General features: G+C 47.4%; 14 protein-coding genes, 1 tRNA gene and 3 pseudogenes. 13 read left to right on the forward strand and 5 right to left on the reverse strand.

What is annotated here, in order from left to right:
- Positions 1–22: 22 nt before the first annotated feature.
- The 6 genes from CMR00_03515 (at position 23) to CMR00_03540 (ending at position 6,745) form a co-directional block, all read left to right on the forward strand.
- Positions 23–664, forward strand: a complete 642-nt coding sequence (locus CMR00_03515; protein PIO48737.1) for a hypothetical protein — start codon at positions 23–25, stop codon at positions 662–664.
- 80 nt (positions 665–744) lie between these two features.
- Positions 745–1,266 (forward strand): hypothetical protein, encoded by a 522-nt coding sequence (locus CMR00_03520; GenBank protein PIO48738.1) that lies wholly within the window; start codon positions 745–747, stop codon positions 1,264–1,266.
- On the forward strand, positions 1,206–2,882 hold the full coding sequence (locus tag CMR00_03525) for a hypothetical protein (protein PIO48739.1): 1,677 nt from the start codon (positions 1,206–1,208) through the stop codon (positions 2,880–2,882). The genes CMR00_03520 and CMR00_03525 overlap by 61 nt, the downstream gene beginning before the upstream one ends.
- Before the next feature lie 14 nt (positions 2,883–2,896).
- A complete protein-coding gene (locus CMR00_03530; GenBank protein PIO48740.1) occupies positions 2,897–4,876 on the forward strand; it encodes a hypothetical protein in 1,980 nt (659 codons plus the stop codon).
- Between the two features lie 98 nt (positions 4,877–4,974).
- Positions 4,975–5,772, forward strand: coding sequence for a rhomboid family intramembrane serine protease (locus tag CMR00_03535; GenBank protein ID PIO48741.1), 798 nt, complete (start codon positions 4,975–4,977; stop codon positions 5,770–5,772).
- Positions 5,773–5,848: 76 nt separating this feature from the next.
- Positions 5,849–6,745 carry a hypothetical protein gene (locus CMR00_03540; protein ID PIO48742.1) on the forward strand — a complete coding sequence of 299 codons (897 nt, stop codon included), beginning with the start codon at positions 5,849–5,851 and terminating at the stop codon, positions 6,743–6,745.
- Between the two features lies 1 nt (position 6,746).
- Here CMR00_03540 and CMR00_03545 read toward each other — a convergent pair whose 3' ends face one another.
- Positions 6,747–7,064, reverse strand: a complete 318-nt coding sequence (locus tag CMR00_03545) for a hypothetical protein (GenBank protein PIO48743.1) — start codon at positions 7,062–7,064, stop codon at positions 6,747–6,749.
- Positions 7,065–7,144: 80 nt separating this feature from the next.
- Between CMR00_03545 and CMR00_03550 the strand changes: the two genes are divergently transcribed.
- From CMR00_03550 to CMR00_03570, 5 genes are all read left to right on the forward strand, one after another.
- On the forward strand, positions 7,145–7,615 hold the full coding sequence (locus tag CMR00_03550; protein PIO48744.1) for a hypothetical protein: 471 nt from the start codon (positions 7,145–7,147) through the stop codon (positions 7,613–7,615).
- Positions 7,616–7,763: 148 nt separating this feature from the next.
- Positions 7,764–8,762, forward strand: coding sequence for a radical SAM protein (locus tag CMR00_03555; protein ID PIO48745.1), 999 nt, complete (start codon positions 7,764–7,766; stop codon positions 8,760–8,762).
- A complete protein-coding gene (locus CMR00_03560) occupies positions 8,759–9,493 on the forward strand; it encodes a hypothetical protein (protein ID PIO48746.1) in 735 nt (244 codons plus the stop codon). Before CMR00_03555 ends, CMR00_03560 begins: the two co-directional genes overlap by 4 nt.
- 102 nt (positions 9,494–9,595) lie before the next feature.
- The gene (locus tag CMR00_03565; protein ID PIO48747.1) at positions 9,596–9,913 is read left to right on the forward strand and encodes a hypothetical protein; all 318 of its coding nucleotides are present in this window, start codon (positions 9,596–9,598) and stop codon (positions 9,911–9,913) included.
- The gene (locus CMR00_03570) at positions 9,888–12,581 is read left to right on the forward strand and encodes a TonB-dependent receptor (protein ID PIO48748.1); all 2,694 of its coding nucleotides are present in this window, start codon (positions 9,888–9,890) and stop codon (positions 12,579–12,581) included. Before CMR00_03565 ends, CMR00_03570 begins: the two co-directional genes overlap by 26 nt.
- A gap of 31 nt (positions 12,582–12,612) precedes the next feature.
- Here the strand turns inward: CMR00_03570 and CMR00_03575 are convergent.
- A pseudogene (locus tag CMR00_03575) lies at positions 12,613–15,059 on the reverse strand (DNA polymerase).
- 138 nt (positions 15,060–15,197) lie between these two features.
- Positions 15,198–17,077, reverse strand: a pseudogene (locus CMR00_03580) (tRNA uridine-5-carboxymethylaminomethyl(34) synthesis enzyme MnmG).
- A 204-nt stretch (positions 17,078–17,281) separates the two neighbouring features.
- Between CMR00_03580 and CMR00_03585 the strand changes: the two are divergent.
- A pseudogene (locus CMR00_03585) lies at positions 17,282–17,686 on the forward strand (hypothetical protein).
- Between the two features lie 124 nt (positions 17,687–17,810).
- On the opposite strand, the gene CMR00_03590 reads toward CMR00_03585, so the two are convergent.
- Positions 17,811–17,883 (reverse strand) — tRNA-Gly (locus tag CMR00_03590).
- Between the two features lie 176 nt (positions 17,884–18,059).
- Here CMR00_03590 and CMR00_03595 point away from each other — a divergent pair.
- Positions 18,060–18,374 (forward strand): hypothetical protein, encoded by a 315-nt coding sequence (locus CMR00_03595; GenBank protein ID PIO48749.1) that lies wholly within the window; start codon positions 18,060–18,062, stop codon positions 18,372–18,374.
- A gap of 107 nt (positions 18,375–18,481) precedes the next feature.
- Here CMR00_03595 and CMR00_03600 read toward each other — a convergent pair whose 3' ends face one another.
- The gene (locus tag CMR00_03600; protein ID PIO48750.1) at positions 18,482–18,838 is read right to left on the reverse strand and encodes a hypothetical protein; all 357 of its coding nucleotides are present in this window, start codon (positions 18,836–18,838) and stop codon (positions 18,482–18,484) included.

An 18,838-nucleotide genomic window follows, 5' to 3' on the forward strand; every position in this document is an offset into this window, starting at 1 on the left:
AACTCAGCGTTTTCTATGACCTATGTCAGACACAGCGTATATCCTGGTTATTGAAGATGATGTTTCACTTTCACAACTCTTGAAATTGCTCTTGCAGAAGCAAGGCTACCGCGTGGATGTTGCCTACGACGGCGCATCAGGCATACAATGCTGCCGGAGTACGCGTTATGATCTTGTTTTAGTAGACTACATTATGCCGGTGATGGATGGATTGGAAGTCTTGCGCTATGCGTCTATTCAATCTGATATGCCACCCATGATTTTGATGACCGGTAGCGGTAGCGAAAGCGTTGCTGTAGAAGCAATGAAATTAGGTGCCATAGACTACATTGTGAAGGGCACGGGTCAGGTCTTTGTAGATACTGTCGTTGACACTGTCAGAGATGCCCTAACAAAGATTCAGCGGTGCAAACAAGCCTTGGCATCAGCTAAACAGCCCTTAATGGCATCAGACTCACACTCCTCTACAAGCTCTACAGATTCAGATTCATCGAGCGCCATGGACATAATCACAATATGTGCTTGGACTGGTGAAGTTTTCTATAACGGGGAGTGGATGAGGGTTGAAGACTTCTTAAGAAAACGCTTTGGTCTTCAAATCAGTCATGGCATTTCGCCGAAGGCAATAGCCCGTTATGGTCCTTTCTTTAGACCGCCCACCTGACCAATGTATTACTTGATTAGCCTTGTTCTCAAATAGCTTGAAGACAGCTTACCTAATCGGCACTACCTCAACCATGTGAGATGAAACTGCCATCACTTAATTTTGCAACGAAACTTGCAATTGCGCTCTCGCTCTTTGCTGTTCTCCCGCTTACCTTAGTCGGATATTCAATTTCTGTTCTCAACCTTAACACACTCAAAAATCTTTCGCGTGAGTTATATCTTGCTGTCGCTAAGAATGTTGTCTTGCGCCTTGAACAGCGCGCGCAGGATGCTGCAAAACTGCTCTTCGATACCGCTCAAATACTCGATAACCGCTCTCTTTCCCCAAGTGATGTTGTACACATGATTTCAACTTCAATGGCAAATTATCCCGATATCCATACTATTGGGGTCTATGATGAACAAGGGCAGTTTATTGATGCTTTTGTCAAGTCATCTCCTGCACCACTACCGAAAGTTTTTCCTCAGCCGCTGCGTGCTGGATTAGACTCTTTGCCGAGTGTTTTGCATGTGGCAGATGAGTTTCAAGTTGCAACCAAGTGGATGATCGACAAAAATTTGCAGGCTATCTGCTCACACAGCTCGAGCATCGTGCCCTAGCAAGCTGGATTGGTGAGATTTCTGCACAGACCTTTTCAGGCGCGCGCGACCGTATCTATTTGCTTGATGCCCACCTGCGCCTTTTTGCTCATACCGATACAGTTTTAGCTGCACAGCACCTCTCACTTTTAGGCAAGGGCTTGTTTGAAGGCTTTCAGCAGCCAGAGGACGTACTACGTGCAAAAGCTGTTGGGGTCTCACGCGAGTATATCGGTGTACATGGCGAAGCCATGCTTGGCACTTGGCTTGCTGTGCCTAGTCTTCAAGTTGTTATCGTTGTCGAGGAACCTCAACGCATTGCTTATTTTTCTGTGCATGAGATGCAGCGGCGCGTACTATATGGTTCGCTTGCTGGTATTGTGCTCTCAATTGGAGTAAGTGTCTTCTTGGCGCACTGGCTTAACACTCCGATCAAGCAACTCGTGAGCGCCGCACAACGCTTCATTGATCAGGATTTTAGTTTTCGTTTGCCTATACAGCGCCAAGATGAATTCGCCCCTGTTTTTCGCGCTTATAATGATGCTGCTGAAACACTTGAGCGCTATCAAAAAATCAATATCGATCGAATCATTGCAGAACGCAATAAACTTGATGCCGCCCTTCGTCAAGCCAGTGACGGGATGATTGTCCTTGATGCCTCGCGCCACGTGATCTTAGTCAATCATCTGTTTGCCCAATGGTTTTCATTGCCGGAGCAAGATCTTAGTGCCTCACCCGAACCTTTTGAGCATTACCTCACGCATGAGTCGCTACGTCATCATATTGAATCTGTATATGCCTGTTCCAATACCGTTGTGCCTGCAGAATTTCGTGTGCAGATGGTTGGTGAAGTGCGTGAGATTGTGCTGCGAGGGGCTTTCGTGCGCGTCCTGCATGCTGGGGAACTTGTTGCCGTACTTGGCGCTTTGCGCAATGTTACCAAAGAAGTTGAAATTGACCGCATGAAGACCGAGCTTGTCTCACTCGTAGCGCATGAACTGCGCTCACCTCTTGCAACCATTAGCGGATTTAGCTCGTTCATCGTAGAAAATCCAGCTTTACCTAGCGACACGCGTGAAATTGCCACCATCATCTACAAAGAATCTGAACGCTTAGGCAACATTGTTACCAAGTTTCTTGATCTCAACCGCATTGAATCAGGACGCACTGAAATACAGCGCATTGCCTTTAAGTTGCATGATGTTATTCGAACCGTTGTGGAAATCAACCGTCCACTTGCAGATGCCAAACACATTCGCGTAGAACTTGCCCTGCCTTCTGCAAGCACGACTATTGCAGGTGATCCTGAACTCATTGGTCAAGTTGTGCTTAATCTTTTCTCAAATGCAGTTAAGTATTCTCCACCGAACACGACCGTACGCATTCAGATGCTTGAACATCAGCATGAAATGGAGGTGTCGGTTCAAGACGAAGGTTATGGGATTTCAGCATCTGCAAAAGAAAAGCTGTTCTCCAAGTTCTTTCGTGCTGTGGATGATGAACGCGTGCGCAGTGTTACTGGCACTGGCTTAGGACTTGCCTTTGTCAAAGAAGTCGTCGAAAAGCATGGTGGCAAAGTGGGTGTTGAGAGCGAACTCTACAAAGGCTCTCGCTTTTGGTTTACCTTGCCAAAATAAAAATCAGATTAAGTATGAGACTTCTTTCTGCTACAAGTCTTCTCTTTCTTCTTTTTTCGAGTGCTTCTGCACAGGACTCGATGCAAAGCATTGATTTGAGTCCGGGCAAAAAGTTAGTGCTGAAAGATGTTACATTTGCAGGCGGCAGTTCCTCGATTCAACCAGCCAGTTACGTCATACTTGAAAAATTAGCCGCCTATCTTGCAGCGCGCCCTGATATGGATATTGAGATTAGCGGTCATGCAGATAACCGCGGCAATGCTAAGCGAAACCTTGCACTCTCGAGCGCACGTGCGAATGCTGTTAAACAGTTTTTGGTTCAGCGTGGCATTGCACCGGCTCGCATTTTCACACGTGGCTATGGCGACACTTATCCGATTGCTGACAACACTACAGAAGAGGGTCGCTCACAAAACCGCCGTGTTGAAGTGGTTGGCATCAGCCCGCGCACCACACGCACGCTCACTATGCCCGACAATTCACCTATTTTGCCTGACGGCAAAATCACAGCCATTCAGCGCGATGTGCGTGAGCGCGCACCTTGGAATCTTGATTGGCGCCCTGCCTTTTTGCAGCAGCCCGTCTATGAACATCACAAAATCAATACTGGTGCAAACTCTCGCTCCACTGTTACATTTAATGACCAAAGTCAACTTCAGATTGGTGAAAATGCGCTCGTGGTGATTTATGGCAGTGCACCGACTGAAAAAACAGACCGCCCAGCACAAAATGTTGCGCTGCTCTCTGGCGATCTTTACGCAAAACTTACATCAGCACGTCTGCAAAATCGGCTCTCAATACGCACACGCGCTGCTGATATCGCAATGGGTAATAGCGCCGGAAAAATTGGCATAGATTCCCGTGGTCGCTCGCTTGTCTCTGTGCACCGTGGTGAAGCAAAAGTGCGTGGGATGCGCAGTGCGCCCACTTTTGAAGAAGCTCAACCCTTAGCAAGTCCAGTTGTCGATGTCCCTGATGACTTCGGCACACGCATTGCAGAAAATACACCGCCTGAGGCACCTCGTCCCTTGCCGCCCGCTCCAAAGCTACTTGCTCCCACATCGCTCACTAAAAGCCCTGTTCAATTTCAGTGGCAACGCACTACGGAACAGACGCGCTTTGATATCTCACACACTGATACCTTCGATAGCCTTGTTTTCACTACAGTCAGTAATGCAGAATCGGTAACCACATCCCTTGCAGTTGGAACTTACTTTGTTCGTCTTACTGCTATTGACTCCATCGGTCTTGAGAGCAAACCTTTTGTCAGATCGCTGTCTGTGGTCGAGCGTTTGCCGCGCCAGTTACCGCTATCGCTTCGCTTACGCACGCTTGAAAGCGGCACACTCACGTCGCGCGAAGATTTCATTCTGCTCATTACGACAGAACCTCGTGCTACAATTTTCGTCAATGGCGATAGTCTCACACGTGCTGATGAAAGCGGTGCAGCAAAAGTAATGCTCAAACTGCGTGATCGATACAACAGCTTTGAAGTTGTTGCGCGCGATGAGTTTAATTACTCCGCGCGACAAGTCTTCAGCGTTGAGTATTTGCCGATGAAGCGTTGGTATGGTTTCTTCGGCTTGAGCGTTTCACCGATTTTCTCTTCGCAGTATCCTCGAGGTATTGGATTTCGTGCCGGTGCAGAGTATCACATCGATAAGCATTTTTCGCTCCATGCAGAAGCGCAAGCTGGTCGCTTATTTGGTGCCATTCCGCAACCTGACCTTTCATGGTATGGCGGTGCGGCGGGTGCACAAGCCTTCATTCACCTCGATTGGGGCTCACCCTTTCTTGAAGCACGATTGGGCGTTGCCACTATTGAGAACACAGGCTTTACTTTTTTGCCATCATTTGGTGCAGGCGTTCGTTTCAAGGCAGAAATTTTGGAGTTTGTCTTGTTCGGTCGTTATCAGTTTATCACAGGCGATAGCTTTCAAGAGCGAACAGGTGCTCGCAATGCGCTCGATATCGGTGTCAATCTTGCCTTCTAAACTACAGAGCAGTTCTTGACAAGCCGAAAAATTATTAGCATCTTTGAAGTGTTCCTTCTGAGGCAACTAGCAACATCAATTTTTTGGATTCCAGAGATATGGGTTACTATGATGAGTATCGCCCAGGTGGGTTTTCAATCATGCCGCCTGCAATTAAGTTGATTATTACTATCAATGTTGTTGTGTTTCTACTTCAATTCTTTACACCAATGCGGGGTCTTCTGACGGAGTTTGGCGCGCTTTGGACTTGGGAATCTGGACGATTTGAGATATGGCAACTTATTACTTATCTCTTTCTGCATGGCGGTTTCTTGCACATTCTCTTTAATATGTTTGCGCTGTGGATGTTTGGTGCAGAAATTGAGAACTACTGGGGCACACAGCAATTTACCATCTACTACTTTACCTGCGGCATTGGCGCTGGCATCATCAATCTTCTGCTCACCAGTGGCATGTATCCGACTGTTGGGGCATCGGGCGCTGTCTATGGCGTGCTGCTTGCTTTCGGTATGATGTTCCCTGAACGCTACATCTATATCTATTTTCTCTTGCCTATTAAAGCCAAGTATCTGGTTATTCTGTACGCTGTGCTGGAATTTATTGCAAGCTTTGATCAAGCTGCAAGTGGCGTGGCACACTTTGCGCATCTTGGCGGTATGGCCGTCGGGTATATCTACATCAAAGTTATGCAGCGCGAATTCCCACTTCAATCATGGTTTGAAAAGACTTTTGCGACCAGCGAATCGCGTGCGCAGTCCTCTCGTTCAACATCTTCACGCCGTATCACACAAGACCGCATCGATGAAATTCTCGACAAAATTTCGCGCTCTGGCTATGAATCGCTAACTAGTGAAGAAAAGCGTATACTACTTGAAGCCAGCAGAGATGACAAATAACGGTCTTGTGCAGTGCACTACTCACTTGGTATTTTCGGGCTTACAGCAGTAAGCCCTTTTCATTTTACTTGAATCTATGCGACGCATCTTTCTTGTTTCCTTGCTTCTGCTCTTTTCTCTGTTGCTTCGCTCTGCCTTTGCGCAAACTGGTCTCACCTTTCTGCAACTGGGCGTAACCGCTCGAGAGCAAGCGATGGCTAATGTCGGCGTGGCTTCCGCAACTGGCGCTGCTGCCAACTACTACAATCCCGCCTTGCTCAATTCTGGAGAAAAATCCGTCATTCTCTTCTCACAGAGTTTATGGCTTCTGGATACCTACTCAAGCTATGCTGCCACTGCATTCAACTATGGGCAGAGCGCACTGGGTTTCTCCCTTACTTGGCTTACCATCAATGACATTCCCATTCGCACGCGCCCAACGGAATCACCTGAAGGCACATTTGCCGCACAAAATCTGGCACTTAGCGCCTCTTACGCCTACTCATTTAGCAATCGCTTCACACTTGCCTTGACAAGTAAATTTCTCTATGAACGCATTTTTATTGATGATGCAACAGGCGTCGCTTTTGACTTGTCAGGTCTATATGCCCTCTCCTCTAACTTTCGACTGGCAGCAGCACTGCAAAACCTTGGCGGTATGAATGCACTTTCAAGCGAATCTTCACGCTTACCCACACTGCTTCGTGCAGGCGCAGCCTATTCGCTTGCTTTTTCTTCTCTTGAAAGTCGCGTTTTGCTTGAAGCCAACGCAATTGTCGTGTTTTCCGACGCTACTGTGTTCAACCTTGGTGCAGAGTTCGAGTTTCGTGATCTCTTTTGGGCACGTGCTGGGCTTACACTCGGTCAAGCCTCACGGAATCTTTCAGCAGGCATTGGCATCAAGTGGAGCAGCTTTAAGCTCGACTATGCCTTCGTGCCCTTCTCCGACCAATTAGGGTCAGCAAACATCTTCACAGTGCAGTTTCAATACTGACCTACATCTGAGACAGAATCGCAATAACACCTTCTCGCAACTTGTTCCAGTCTCCTGCTAGAGTTTTGCTTACGGTCAGGAAGTTATTCATGTAAAAGACAGAAGTCACTTCGCCAAGTTCGAAGATTGCTTTGGCGAGCGCATCGTTCTCAGCTTCTTTGTGCGACATAAAGGCATGTGAACCAGGTGGGAAGGTGCCAGCTATGATGAACTTCAAAGCGTTAGGGTTTGGTGTTGGTTGTGTCTCTATGACTTGCATAGCTTCTCTCATGTTGGTTAGATTGAGCGTTAGGTTAGCTAAATTTACAACGTTGTACATCACTTTGCTTCATCACCGTGGAATTAAGTTTCCCAGACTTCATGTTTTAGTTAGCATAACAATAAACTGCCTTACTTGAGATGAAAGAAAATGAGATTGACCTTTCCAAGATTGATTTGGAACGCATGAAAGACAAAACGGCGTCATCGCCTGGGCTTCTGCCTTACGCACACACTTCTGGTAGCGCCCTTGTTAAACCAGAAGATATGGGCAAAGCCAAAGGCAGAGCGGTTGCAGCAATGCATCAGCAAACCGATATGCAAATGGCGCAGCTCTACGAGCAGATGAAACTTTTAGCCGAGCAAGCCAACGCTATCAAAAAACGCGTGGAAATTTCGGAGCGTATTTATGCTGCAAAAATGTCTTTTGAGCCACTGATTTCGCATGTCTATTACCTTTATCGCCGTCCCGATGGTGAGGATTTCCTTTCGCTTGTTGCCCCACACGAATGGGGGCGCAGCCAAAAGTCGTTTGAGTTTGTCGCTAAAGTCAAATTACTGGCGGACCACACTTGGGAAGTTTTGGAGCACAGCGATGCACTCTCAAGTTAATTTTGAGCTCCTGCTGCAGCAGACATAGCTCATCCATCAACTGCACTCTCTCACGTTGATTTTGTTCAGCACTTACTCGGTTGTTTCTTTTTTGGAAACCTGCTGCTCAATGAGAATGTTTTTATAGCCATCAACTCTTTATACTTTTATGCCGCTCGATTCACTGTACTGGGTTATTACACACAACTGCAACGACCGCTGCGATCACTGCTACAACAGTTCTCGACCTAAAGCAGTTGAACTCACCACGGATGAAGCTGCTGCAGTTATCACACACTTTCCTGCCCCAGACGATGCTCCGCTACGCATCATTCTCTCTGGTGGCGAACCTTTGGTCAATCGTAAGTTGCTTTACTTCTGCTTAGATACACTGTATCAAAAGTATGGCAATCAAGTGCAGTACATGCTGCAAACCAACGGCGATTTGCTTACACCCGAGATTTTAGATGAGATTCTTGCGCATCATGTCACGCGCATTGACATTGCTTCACTTGACCGCTTTCATAAACACAAGGGCGCACGAGCTGAGCTTTTGAAATCCATGATGGAAGCGCGCGGCATGATTTTTGACAATGAAGGTGCACTGGTTTCCAAAACACGCCTCACGACACCCGAACTGACATTTTCAATGTGGGGCGCTAATGAAGACTTCTGGATTGGTGGCAACTGGGCACGTGGTAGAGCCATTCAAAAAAATGTGATGCTGCACAATCCGCTTCATAACTTCTGCGCGATTCCTTCAGGTGCAAAAGGCTTTGCTGGTGGCAAAGAAGGCGTGATGCAAGAAATTGCAGTCCAACTCTACAACCTCTACCCCTGCTGCCCTGGCACACGCATGCCCATTGCGGACTTGCGTTATGAAGATTTGAACATGGCCATTGCACGTGTCATTCAACATCCAATGTGGCAAGCCCTCAATGACGGTGAGCCTTTCAAAATGGGTCTCTACAAAGGTATTTCTGAAGAACTTGCGCGCTCACGCACCCAAGCGCTTGGCAACATCTGTCTCTGGTGCGACGAATTTTTTGAAAAGTACTACGAAGACTACAAGCCGAACACCTCTCCGCCACACCTTAATCTGCACACGTTTCCATCAGAACACTTTGTGCAAATTCAGTTGCCCAATCCAGCCCCGAACAGCCCATGACTCCGAGGCGTGCCATACTTCTTTTTACACGCAGCATCGCAAGTGAAATCAAAGCCAAGCGCTTCAGCGGACTGTCTTATGCGCAGTGCCAGCAGGTTTATCGGTGGCTTATCCAAACAGCTATTGCCGTCTCACAGCAAACACATGCGGCACTTGTCATCGCAACAGATAAACCTGCGCCTGAGTTTATCGGCGCAACACATTTCCTTATCCAACGTGGCACAACCTTCCATGATCGACTTTGTGCAGCAGTTGAAGATACCCTCGCTATCGGCTATGAAGAAGTGGTGATCATCGGCAACGACTCGCCTGACCTTACTGCCGATACCTTAGAACAAGCATTTGACGCTCTTGAAACTCAACCTATTGCTCTCGGTGCGGCGCTTGACGGCGGCTTGTATTTGATTGGCTTACAGCGAACTTCACTACCTTTGCTCAACACGCTCCTTGCCTCTTGTCGCTGGCAAACTCAATTTGTGCAAGAAGATCTTCGATGCTGCCTGCACGCCCTAAAGCAAACCGCAGCATGGCTTCCTCCACTTGTCGATATTGACGACTCGACATCGCTGCTGCATTATGCTCTGGTGTCCCACCTTGACCTACTGTGCAAACTTGCAACACTTCTCTCTCAAACACAGCTCAACAAGGACTACTATTCTTATCAAACTCTTCCTTCCGTCTTGATTCCGCGCTTACGCCATCAAAAAGCTCCGCCGCGCCTCTTCATCTGATTTCTGCTGCCCGACACTTCATTTGGCTGAATCATCACTGCACGATGCGCACACTGCCGTCGTGCTAAGTGCTTTTTTTCGAACTAAACCTTTTGTCTGTCTATGAAAAACTTAACTTTGCTTTCAATTTTGATTGCTCTACTTTGCCCATCTTCCCTTTATGCACAAGGCACCGCCACGATTGAAGGAGTCGTGCGTGATACACAAGGCGAAGCCCTTGTAGGGGCTACGCTCACTCTCACGAATGTCAAAACAGGTGCTACTCAAAGCACCGTGAGCAGCGTAGATGGCACCTTTCGCTTTGTCTCACTTTCTACGGCAGGCAGTTATACACTCCAAGCACAAGCCTCTGGCTTTAGAAAGGCTGTGGTCACTGATATTGTCCTGCGTGCTGATGAACGGCGTTTTTATCACGCTTGATCTCAAAGCATATGCATCCGATGAAGTTACTGTCGCCGCAGAGCGTGCACCGCAAATCAATCGCTCTAATGGTGAGGTTTCATCGTTTGTCAGTGAGTTTCAAATTCAAACGATTCCCACCGACGGTCGTAAAGTCTCCAACCAACTTTACTTCTTGCCTGGTGTTGCACCAGCCACAGGCTACTTTCCTGAAGCCCCAAATGTGAGCATCAACGGACAAAATTCACTCTACGCTAACTACTTGATTGATGGATTCGATAACAACGAGCGTTTCTTGGGCGGACAGAAGTTCGATACCCCAATTGGCATTGCACAAAATGTTGCTGTGCTGACCAATTCATACAGTGCGGAGTTTGGTCGTACAGCCAACGGCATTGTGAATATCACGACCAAGAGCGGCACGAATGATTTCAAAGGGGAAGTCTTTTATTACTCCCGTCCCGGAGCTGCGCTCGATGCCCCAAATGCTTTTTCACCGCTTGACGATAATGGCAATCCCATTCGCAATGGCTTCAACCGCAATCAAGGTGGTCTTTCGCTCTCTGGTCCTATTGTGCCAAATCAAACTTTCTTTTTCTTTAATGCGGAACTGACGCAAGATGGCGTTGACCAAATCATTCGTACGCCTGCAACGAATGCCGTCGTGCGTGCCCGCAATGAAAGCTACCTTTTCACAGGTAAAATTGATCACACCTGGAGTCCTAAACACTATACGTCGTTGCGCGCAAATGTGGGGCTTGTTGCACTCGATAATCCCGGTGGTGGCGCTGTGCAACCGAGTGCTGGCAGCATTCAAGACCGCAATGCTCTCCTCATTGCTGCAAAACACACTTGGCTACTTTCATCAAATCTCTTTAGCGAGACACGTGCACAGTACAGTCAGTTTTACTGGAACTATGGTCGTCCCAAAGAGGGCGCACAACCGCAGGTTACCGTCTTTTCCGATACACTTGATGGTGGCTTTGGTCGAAATGAACTGCTTGGCATTGTCGGACATCCAGGCTTTACCTTCGATCAGTTTGAACAAACCTGGCAAGTTGCCAGCACACTTACTGCGGCACTCGATCAACACACGCTTCGAGCAGGAATTGACATTCTTACCTCTTCACATCGACTTTTCGGTGGCGGCAATCCGAGCGGAAATTATGTTGTTAGGCTCCGTAATGATGCTGCTTTCGCTGCAAACCGCTCTAGCTTTTCACTCTCCGATATTCCACGCAATGTCGATGTGCTGTCGTACAGTGTAGAAGTCCGACCCGAAAGTTTCGGGGCAACACAGTTTCTATTTGCCGCATTTGTTGAAGATAGCTACAAAGTCTCTCCACGTCTTACGCTGAACCTTGGGCTACGCTGGGATTTTGATAATCTCTCCAAAGCTGGAAGCAACACTTATGATTGGAACAATCTTGCGCCCCGCCTCTCTTTCAACTGGCTCTTAACCGAAGATGGACTTACTGTGCTGCGCGGTGGGTATGGCATTTTCTACGAGCGCATTCTTTATGCCATTCAAAGCGATGCCCTGCAATTTTCAAGCCGCTCACCCGCTTTCTTACAACAACTTCGCGTGCTGCAGCAGCAGGGCATTATTCCTGCTGATGCCGATCTTGATCGATTGACATTTGATGGCAATGTTACAGCGACCTTCATCGGTCCTGACGCTCCGCCATTTCTTCAAGGTCGCACCAGCGATGACCTTCGTAGAAACATAGAATCACTACCTGCACGTGAGCTGCGCATACAAAATCCAAATGGACTTCAAAATCCATTTAGCCATCAACTCTCACTTGGTCTGCAACGCCAACTTACCGACGACCTTGCGCTGTCCGTTGATGCCGTCCTACTGCTGGGGTTCAATTTGGTGCGCCTGCGCGATCTTAATGCACCCACACCGTATGCTTCAACGCCCTTTGCAGCAACCTCTTCACCGCGTCCTGTTGCTGATGCTGACGCCTCTCGTCCTGCTGGTGTTGTCGCCGGTGGGGCTCGCCAAATTACAATGAGTGAGACCGAAGGTCGAAGCGAATACTACGGCATTACCTTAAATCTTAAAAAAGCTTTCTCACAAAATTATGCCTTCAATCTCGCTTACACGCTGTCTTGGAATTTGAATAACACAGACGACATCAACTTCCGTGCAATGGATGCGAACGAGTTTCAAAATGAGTGGGGTTTTGCGGTCAATGATCGTCGCCATGTGCTAGCGCTCACTGGCGCCTATCGCTTTGAGTTTGGCACAACCATTTCGCTCAACCTGCTGCTTCAATCTGGACAGCCGATTAACCGCACTGTGGCGCTTAGCAATGCCGTAGCACCACCTGGTGTGAGCAATCCACAAGATTATGCCGGATTTTATGGACATGGTCCGCAGTACGGCGATGGTTTTGCTGGTAACTTGGATCGTTTTCCAGGCGTAGCACGCAACGGTGAGCGACTGCCCGGCTTTGCACAACTTGACCTTAGCGCTTCACATTTTCTTAGTTTTGGCAACTTTGGTCTTGAATTGCGTGCAGACATCTTTAATGTCTTTAATGCAATCAATTACAGTGGCTACTTTGCAAATGCTACGCAGACGAACCGTGCACAAGTTGGACGCCCCGGCGATCCAATTCAGTTTCGCTCAGCTGGGATTCCCACGCAGTATCAATTCTCAACACGTCTTACTTTTTAACTATACAGCAATATGCTAATACCGTTATGAGCTAGAAGGGGACTTCCTCTTCTAGCTCCGAGGTATGGCGGCATGGAATTTCTTTGATGAGCTCGATCCCCTCTGGCGAGAATGTAAAGAGCCCACCTGCTGAGAAGATTCGGCTGAAATCACCGGGTTTGAAGAAGTCGCGGAATTTTTCCGCAAATTCATCGAGGCGTTTGAGGTAGAAGTCGATATTTTGGTCAGGCTTCTCGGGATCCCATTCGCTAGCAAGCTTACCCCGTTCAGCATAATTGCCAAGCAATCCTGAGCCTGCCACATAGTACGTAATTCGATCGCCTTTGCTGACCGATAGTTTATTTCTGATGGCAATTTCATATGTGATCGCTTTATTGCGCTTACCCGCTTTGACTTCGGCTTGATAATCTTCCAGACTGCTCTTCAGGTTTTCTGTACGGCTAAATTCTGAAACGTGCATCTCTTTGTTCAGGATACGCTCGTAGGTCTGCACATAGAGTTCATGTAGCCCCACAATATCTTCATTGAGCAAGCATTCAAAGCCTTTTCTGACAAACTCGCGTCCAAACTTCTCTGTGCTTCGGCTTACGAGTGAAGACCCTTTGACTTTGATTTTTCCATCGTAGCTTTGCAACAGATAGTTTTTCTTCATGTACGACACCATTTTCTTAAAGCGACCATCGTAGGCAATTGAAATCCCTTCAGGCATTGTTGCAGAGACTTCTTTGACCAGTGCTTCTTCTTCAGCTTCGGTGCGGACATGCGGCGGCGGAATAAAGTAGATTCCATCGGTATCGACTTCTACGATACGGCAACCGCGTTTTTCAAATTCTGCGATCATTTTTCGTGCAATGGATTGTCCTGTGGTGGTAACGCGGTCAGCTTCATTGTAGTCGTTGAAGATTCCTGCACGGAAGCCCAAGTAGCCATACATCGCGTTAATCAGAATCTTGAAGGAATTTTGCATGGCATCGTAGAGATCCACGCTGGTTTGGTCGCCGTTCTTTTTTGCCTCTTTCATCCGTCCTTTGGCAGCAAGCCGTAGGCTTTTGAGATCAGCCAGAATTTTCGGAAACAGTTTAAGTTCATCACTGCTCGGGCAGATATTGTAAGTGAGCATGATGCTTGGATAGAGCGACTCGACATCAGCATAGACAATTGGACCCAAGATACCTTTGAGGAAAATTTCTGTGTAACCGCCGCTTTCTTGTTGACCATGCTGCGGGCGTGGAATCGCTTGTTTTCTACGCAAGTATTCTCGGACGAAGAGCGCCTCGATTTTTGCAGCTGGACCCATGCGTGAGACCTGTGCGTAACTAAATGGCATCATCTGCGTCATGTAGAAATTGCTGCCAGAGAGCAATTCCGAGAGTTTATTTGTCTCACGTACATCATCAAGGGCATACGCAATGAGTTTATCGGGGGTTTTATCCCACGCTTCTGCAATATCTTTGTGGTCAATGTAGGTACGTGTGTCTGCTGCAAAACCAAAATACTTCGCACATTCTTTTAGACTGTAGCTTGCCATAGCACGTTTAGCGACATCAAACCACTGCACCAGAAACAGTGTATCGACTACATGTCGCCCTGCAATTTCACAGTATGGGTATTGAATGGTGCGTTCTGCAAAACGAATGCTGGCGGGATAACTGTGTGGCGTGCTACCATCTCGTCCTACAGCAAACCTTACGCCATTGATTTCACAGCGGCGCTGAATGTAGGGCAAATCAAAACTGAAAATGTTATGACCTTCAATTACATCCGGGTCGCGCTCTTGAATGATCTGCACCAGCTGTTCTAACATCGCTTTTTCTGACTGCTGCTTGATGTGGAGCACTTCTTCCCAGCCTGTTGAATCCGATAGGGAGATGATGATAATTTTATCGCGTCCGATTTGGATGCCAGAAAGTTGCTGCGAATCTTTGTCGTAGTAGGTCTCAATATCGATCTGCATGCGATGCAAGTCGCGGAAGGTCATCCCCTTGAACAGCGTCTTCCCGGTCTGAAAAAGATACTGCGCGACGGCGTCGCCTTTAGAATAAATTTCCTCAATGCGACGCTCATCGTCATCATCACTCGTGTAATTATTTTCGTTGCGTGAGAGTTTGCGTTTGGTGTTTGCTGCAAAGTCTAAAGCAGCACGATAGTCTTTCCAACTTTTGAAGATAGCAAGGTGCTTGTAGTAATTATTTCCTTCTAATTCCTTGAGCCAGAATCCGCCGCCTACTTCTGCTTTGAATCCACTAAGAAAGCCCGGATTTGCTAAGAAAAAAATGGATAGAACGGTTCATCACGGAATGTTACTCTTCCTGCCTCGCGCTTGTAGAGTCGAATCTGCGTATCCGAAATTTGGTGCGCCGCAATGAGATTTTCTTCACGGTCTTTACCATAGAGCAGTTCATTAGCGAGGACACTTTGCACCAACGATTCAGCGTCTTGTCTTGTGTTTTTTTCTTGGTCAGTGGTCTCTTCAGGCATTTTTCTGGATACTAGTTTTGAGTTACAATTTGCGACGTCCTCACACTCTAAAGCTTGCACGTTCAGCGCCTTCATCGTGCAGTTCCCTCTCGCTTTGCTTACCTGTTCGGCAAACCGAGATGTTTCACGTGAAACATCTTATCGCCCTAAGTGTACCATCAGCACAGACACATCGGCGGGTGTTACACCTGAAATGCGCGAGGCTTGACCTAAGGTTGTCGGTCTGACTTTCTTGAGCTTTTCACGCCCCTCTGCCGAGAGCCCTCTCACTCGCTCAAAGTCGTACGACGGCGGAATATACACTTCTTCAAGTCGCGAAAGTTTCTCTGCGTTCTGCAACTCGCGCCGAATGTATCCCTCATATTTCACATCAATTTCCACTTGCTCATAGACACGTGGATTTACAGAGATGCGTTCCACCTTTTCGCGCAATAGCGGCAAGGCTTGCATCAGTGTCGTCCAATTTATTTCCTGTCGACGCAGCACATCGATAGCTCGTTCATTCTTTCGGAAAGGTGCACCGCCTAACTGCTCAATCACAGGATTGATGTCTGCAGCTAAAACCACTTCTTCACGTAAGAGCTGCTCGACTTGCTCAATCTCTCGTTTTTTCTGCAAAAACTTCTGATAGCATGCTTCAGAAATGAGTCCTAACTTGTAGCCTTTTTCACGCAAGCGACGGTCGGCGTTGTCTTGGCGCAGAATGATGCGATACTCGGCACGCGAGGTAAACATTCGATACGGCTCATCGGTGCTTTTTGTGATGAGGTCGTCAATCAAGACACCGATGTAGGCTTCATCGCGCCGCAAGGTAAATTCTTCGTTCTCACCGCGTGCCCGCAGGGCTGCATTGATGCCCGCAATGAGCCCTTGTGCTGCCGCTTCTTCATAGCCTGAGGTCCCATTGATTTGCCCTGCAAAGAAAAGTCCCTCGACGCGTTTCGTTTCCAGTGTAGGCTTCAACTGGTGTGGATGAAAATAGTCATACTCAATCGCGTAGCCCGGGCGAATCATCTTGACTTTTTCTAAGCCCGCAATCGTACGCAAACCTTTAAGCTGAATTTCTTCTGGCAAAGATGTAGAAAAGCCATTTACATACATTTCGTTGGTGTCGAACCCTTCTGGCTCAAGGAAAATCTGATGCCGATCTTTATCACGAAAACGGTTGATTTTGTCTTCAATTGAGGGACAATATCTTGGACCAACACCATCGATCAATCCGCGAAACATTGGCGATTGATCGAAGCCAGATTCTAAAACGCGATGTGTTTCTTCATTCGTGTAGGTGATATAGCACGAAAGTTGCCGTTTTTTTGAAAGTCGAGTTCATCCGTATCAAACGAAAACGGCTCAATGTGTTCATCGGGCGGTTGCACTTCAACTTTGCTGTAATCCACACTGCGGGCATCAATGCGTGGTGGCGTGCCAGTCTTTAAGCGTCCTGAAGTAAAACCTAACTCGACGAGACATTCTGTTAGCCCTACAGCAGCAGGTTCAGCCATTGTGCGTCCGCCAGAATAGTTTTTTAAGCCCACATGAATTTTACCATTGAGAAATGTGCCATTGGTCAGCACCACCGCTTTAGCTGTAATTTCTTGATTGCCACGAATGATGACAGACTTAATTTTACCGCGTTCTACCCGCACGCCCAGCACGGAATCTTGTCGCAAGTCAATGAGGGGTTCTTTCTCAATGAGTTTGCGCATCTCTATGGAGTATTGCACGCGGTCGCATTGCGCACGTGGTGAAAACATTGCCGGTCCCTTACTGCGGTTCAGCATCCGAAATTGAATGCCTGCAGCGTCAGTTACTTTACCCATTGCGCCACCCAGCGCATCAATTTCGCGCACCATTTGTCCTTTGGCAATGCCGCCGATGGCTGGATTACAAGACATTCGCGCAATCGCCATTAAATCCATCGTAATCAGCAAACACCGCTGTCCCATTTTCGCCGCTGCTAGTACAGCTTCACAGCCGGCATGTCCTGCCCCCACTACAATGACATCGTAATCCGTCATTTGTCATTTACCATGAAGTTTAGTTAGCCTAATGTTTCACGTGGAACATTTTTTGCACCTTTTTCTTTCCGAACGCTCCTTCTTTGTCGTTCTCACTTTGAGCACGAGCTCAACATCCACCTCTTAACCTTTCCTACCAATGAAAAAAATTTTTGAGTCTAATCATATGTTTCACGTGAAACGTTTTCCACAAATTTTTCCACAATGTGCAAAACGCTTGAAACCAATTTACAAACTATTGCTGCACGTGCGCGCCAACTTGACCAAGAAAATCAGGACTTTAAAGCCTTTCTGCGCCGCATCCCCTCGCACAGGCTCGACACACTTGTTGAAACACTCAATGCCGAAGTCGAAGCTCAGATTGATTGCACCACCTGCGGCAATTGCTGCAAACACCTGCACGCTGCTGCCCTCGAGACCGAACTGCCTGCACTTGCTGCATACCAGAAACTCTCCGTTGAGGAGTTCAAAACCAAATTTCTTACCCCATACAAAGAGGCTTTTTATTTCAGCACAACCCCTTGCCCTATGTTGCAGTCCGATAACCACTGTAGCATCTATGAACAGCGTCCACTCAGTTGCCGCACTTTCCCAAACCTCACCGCACCACACTTCAAATACCGCTTTCACTCGGTCATGGAAAAATATCCGATTTGCCCAATTGTCTTCAACGTAGTAGAAAAACTAAAAAGCGCTCTTGGGTTCAAGAACGCTGCGCAGGATTCGGGAGCTGAGCGGGCGACGGGACTCGAACCCGCAACTTCAACTTTGGGAAAGTTGCACTCTACCAATTGAGTTACGCCCGCATAAACTTGCATCAACTCATTTCTATTTCGTCAAACTAATCTACAAACTTTTACGCTGTTTTCAAACTGACAAACTCTGAGAACTACACTCTATCATCAAACATCCTTTCAAACTTTAGACTAAATATGAGCCGCTTTTAGTAACTTGCCAAACTTAACCATAAACCATTATTCACATGAAATGGCATTTCTTTTTTCTCGCTAGCTTGTGGTTTGTCACCTTTTCGCTCGACACAGTTGCCAACACACAGACGGGGCTCTTGCCCAGCAAAGGTCCCGTGAAAATTGTCAACGATACCAAGCAAGATATTCGCATCTACACAGGTACAGGGCATGTAATGCTCTATCACGGTGGTGGCTCGACCTCAGTTTCTTGCGACAACAACAAAGAAATTTGCTTGAGTCACAACGGCAAGAAAGGCGCTGTCATCTTCAAAATTGATGCGTCCATGTGCGGCAAGACCGTCAAATTGTCGTCATATCTGAAATAATCAGCGCTGGTTGTTCGTTGCTCTTGGGGGAGAGCACCCTGCCAGAAACTGCAAGACGCTTTTTTGTTGTGAACATTTCTTAGAGAGTGTGATGTGCAACTCAATTGCTATTCATTGTTCGCTAGCGTATAGTCCTCGTTAAAGACTTCATCCCACGACAGCGATTGGATTGCTGACTTTTTTTGCATTTCGATTTCAGCTTCTTTTTGCGCTTGCTTAAAGGCTCGCTCCCACAGTGCTCGAATCACATCGTCTGTAATGCTCGGCTCATACTCTTGCGTTTCCAAAATTTCATAGCGCGCGTTAGCAATAGAGACCGCCCAACTGACCGAACGCCGCTCTGGTTGTGATTTCCATTTGATGATGTGTTTCATCAAGCGAATGAGTTGGCTTTGGGTGGCGCGCCGCTCTTGCTTCGACATAGATTGAAGCAACGCTTCTAATCCTTCTTCGGCTTCTTCCAC

The sequence above is a fragment of the [Chlorobium] sp. 445 genome, from assembly GCA_002763895.1.
Lineage (GTDB): Bacteria > Bacteroidota > Chlorobiia > Chlorobiales > Thermochlorobacteraceae > Thermochlorobacter.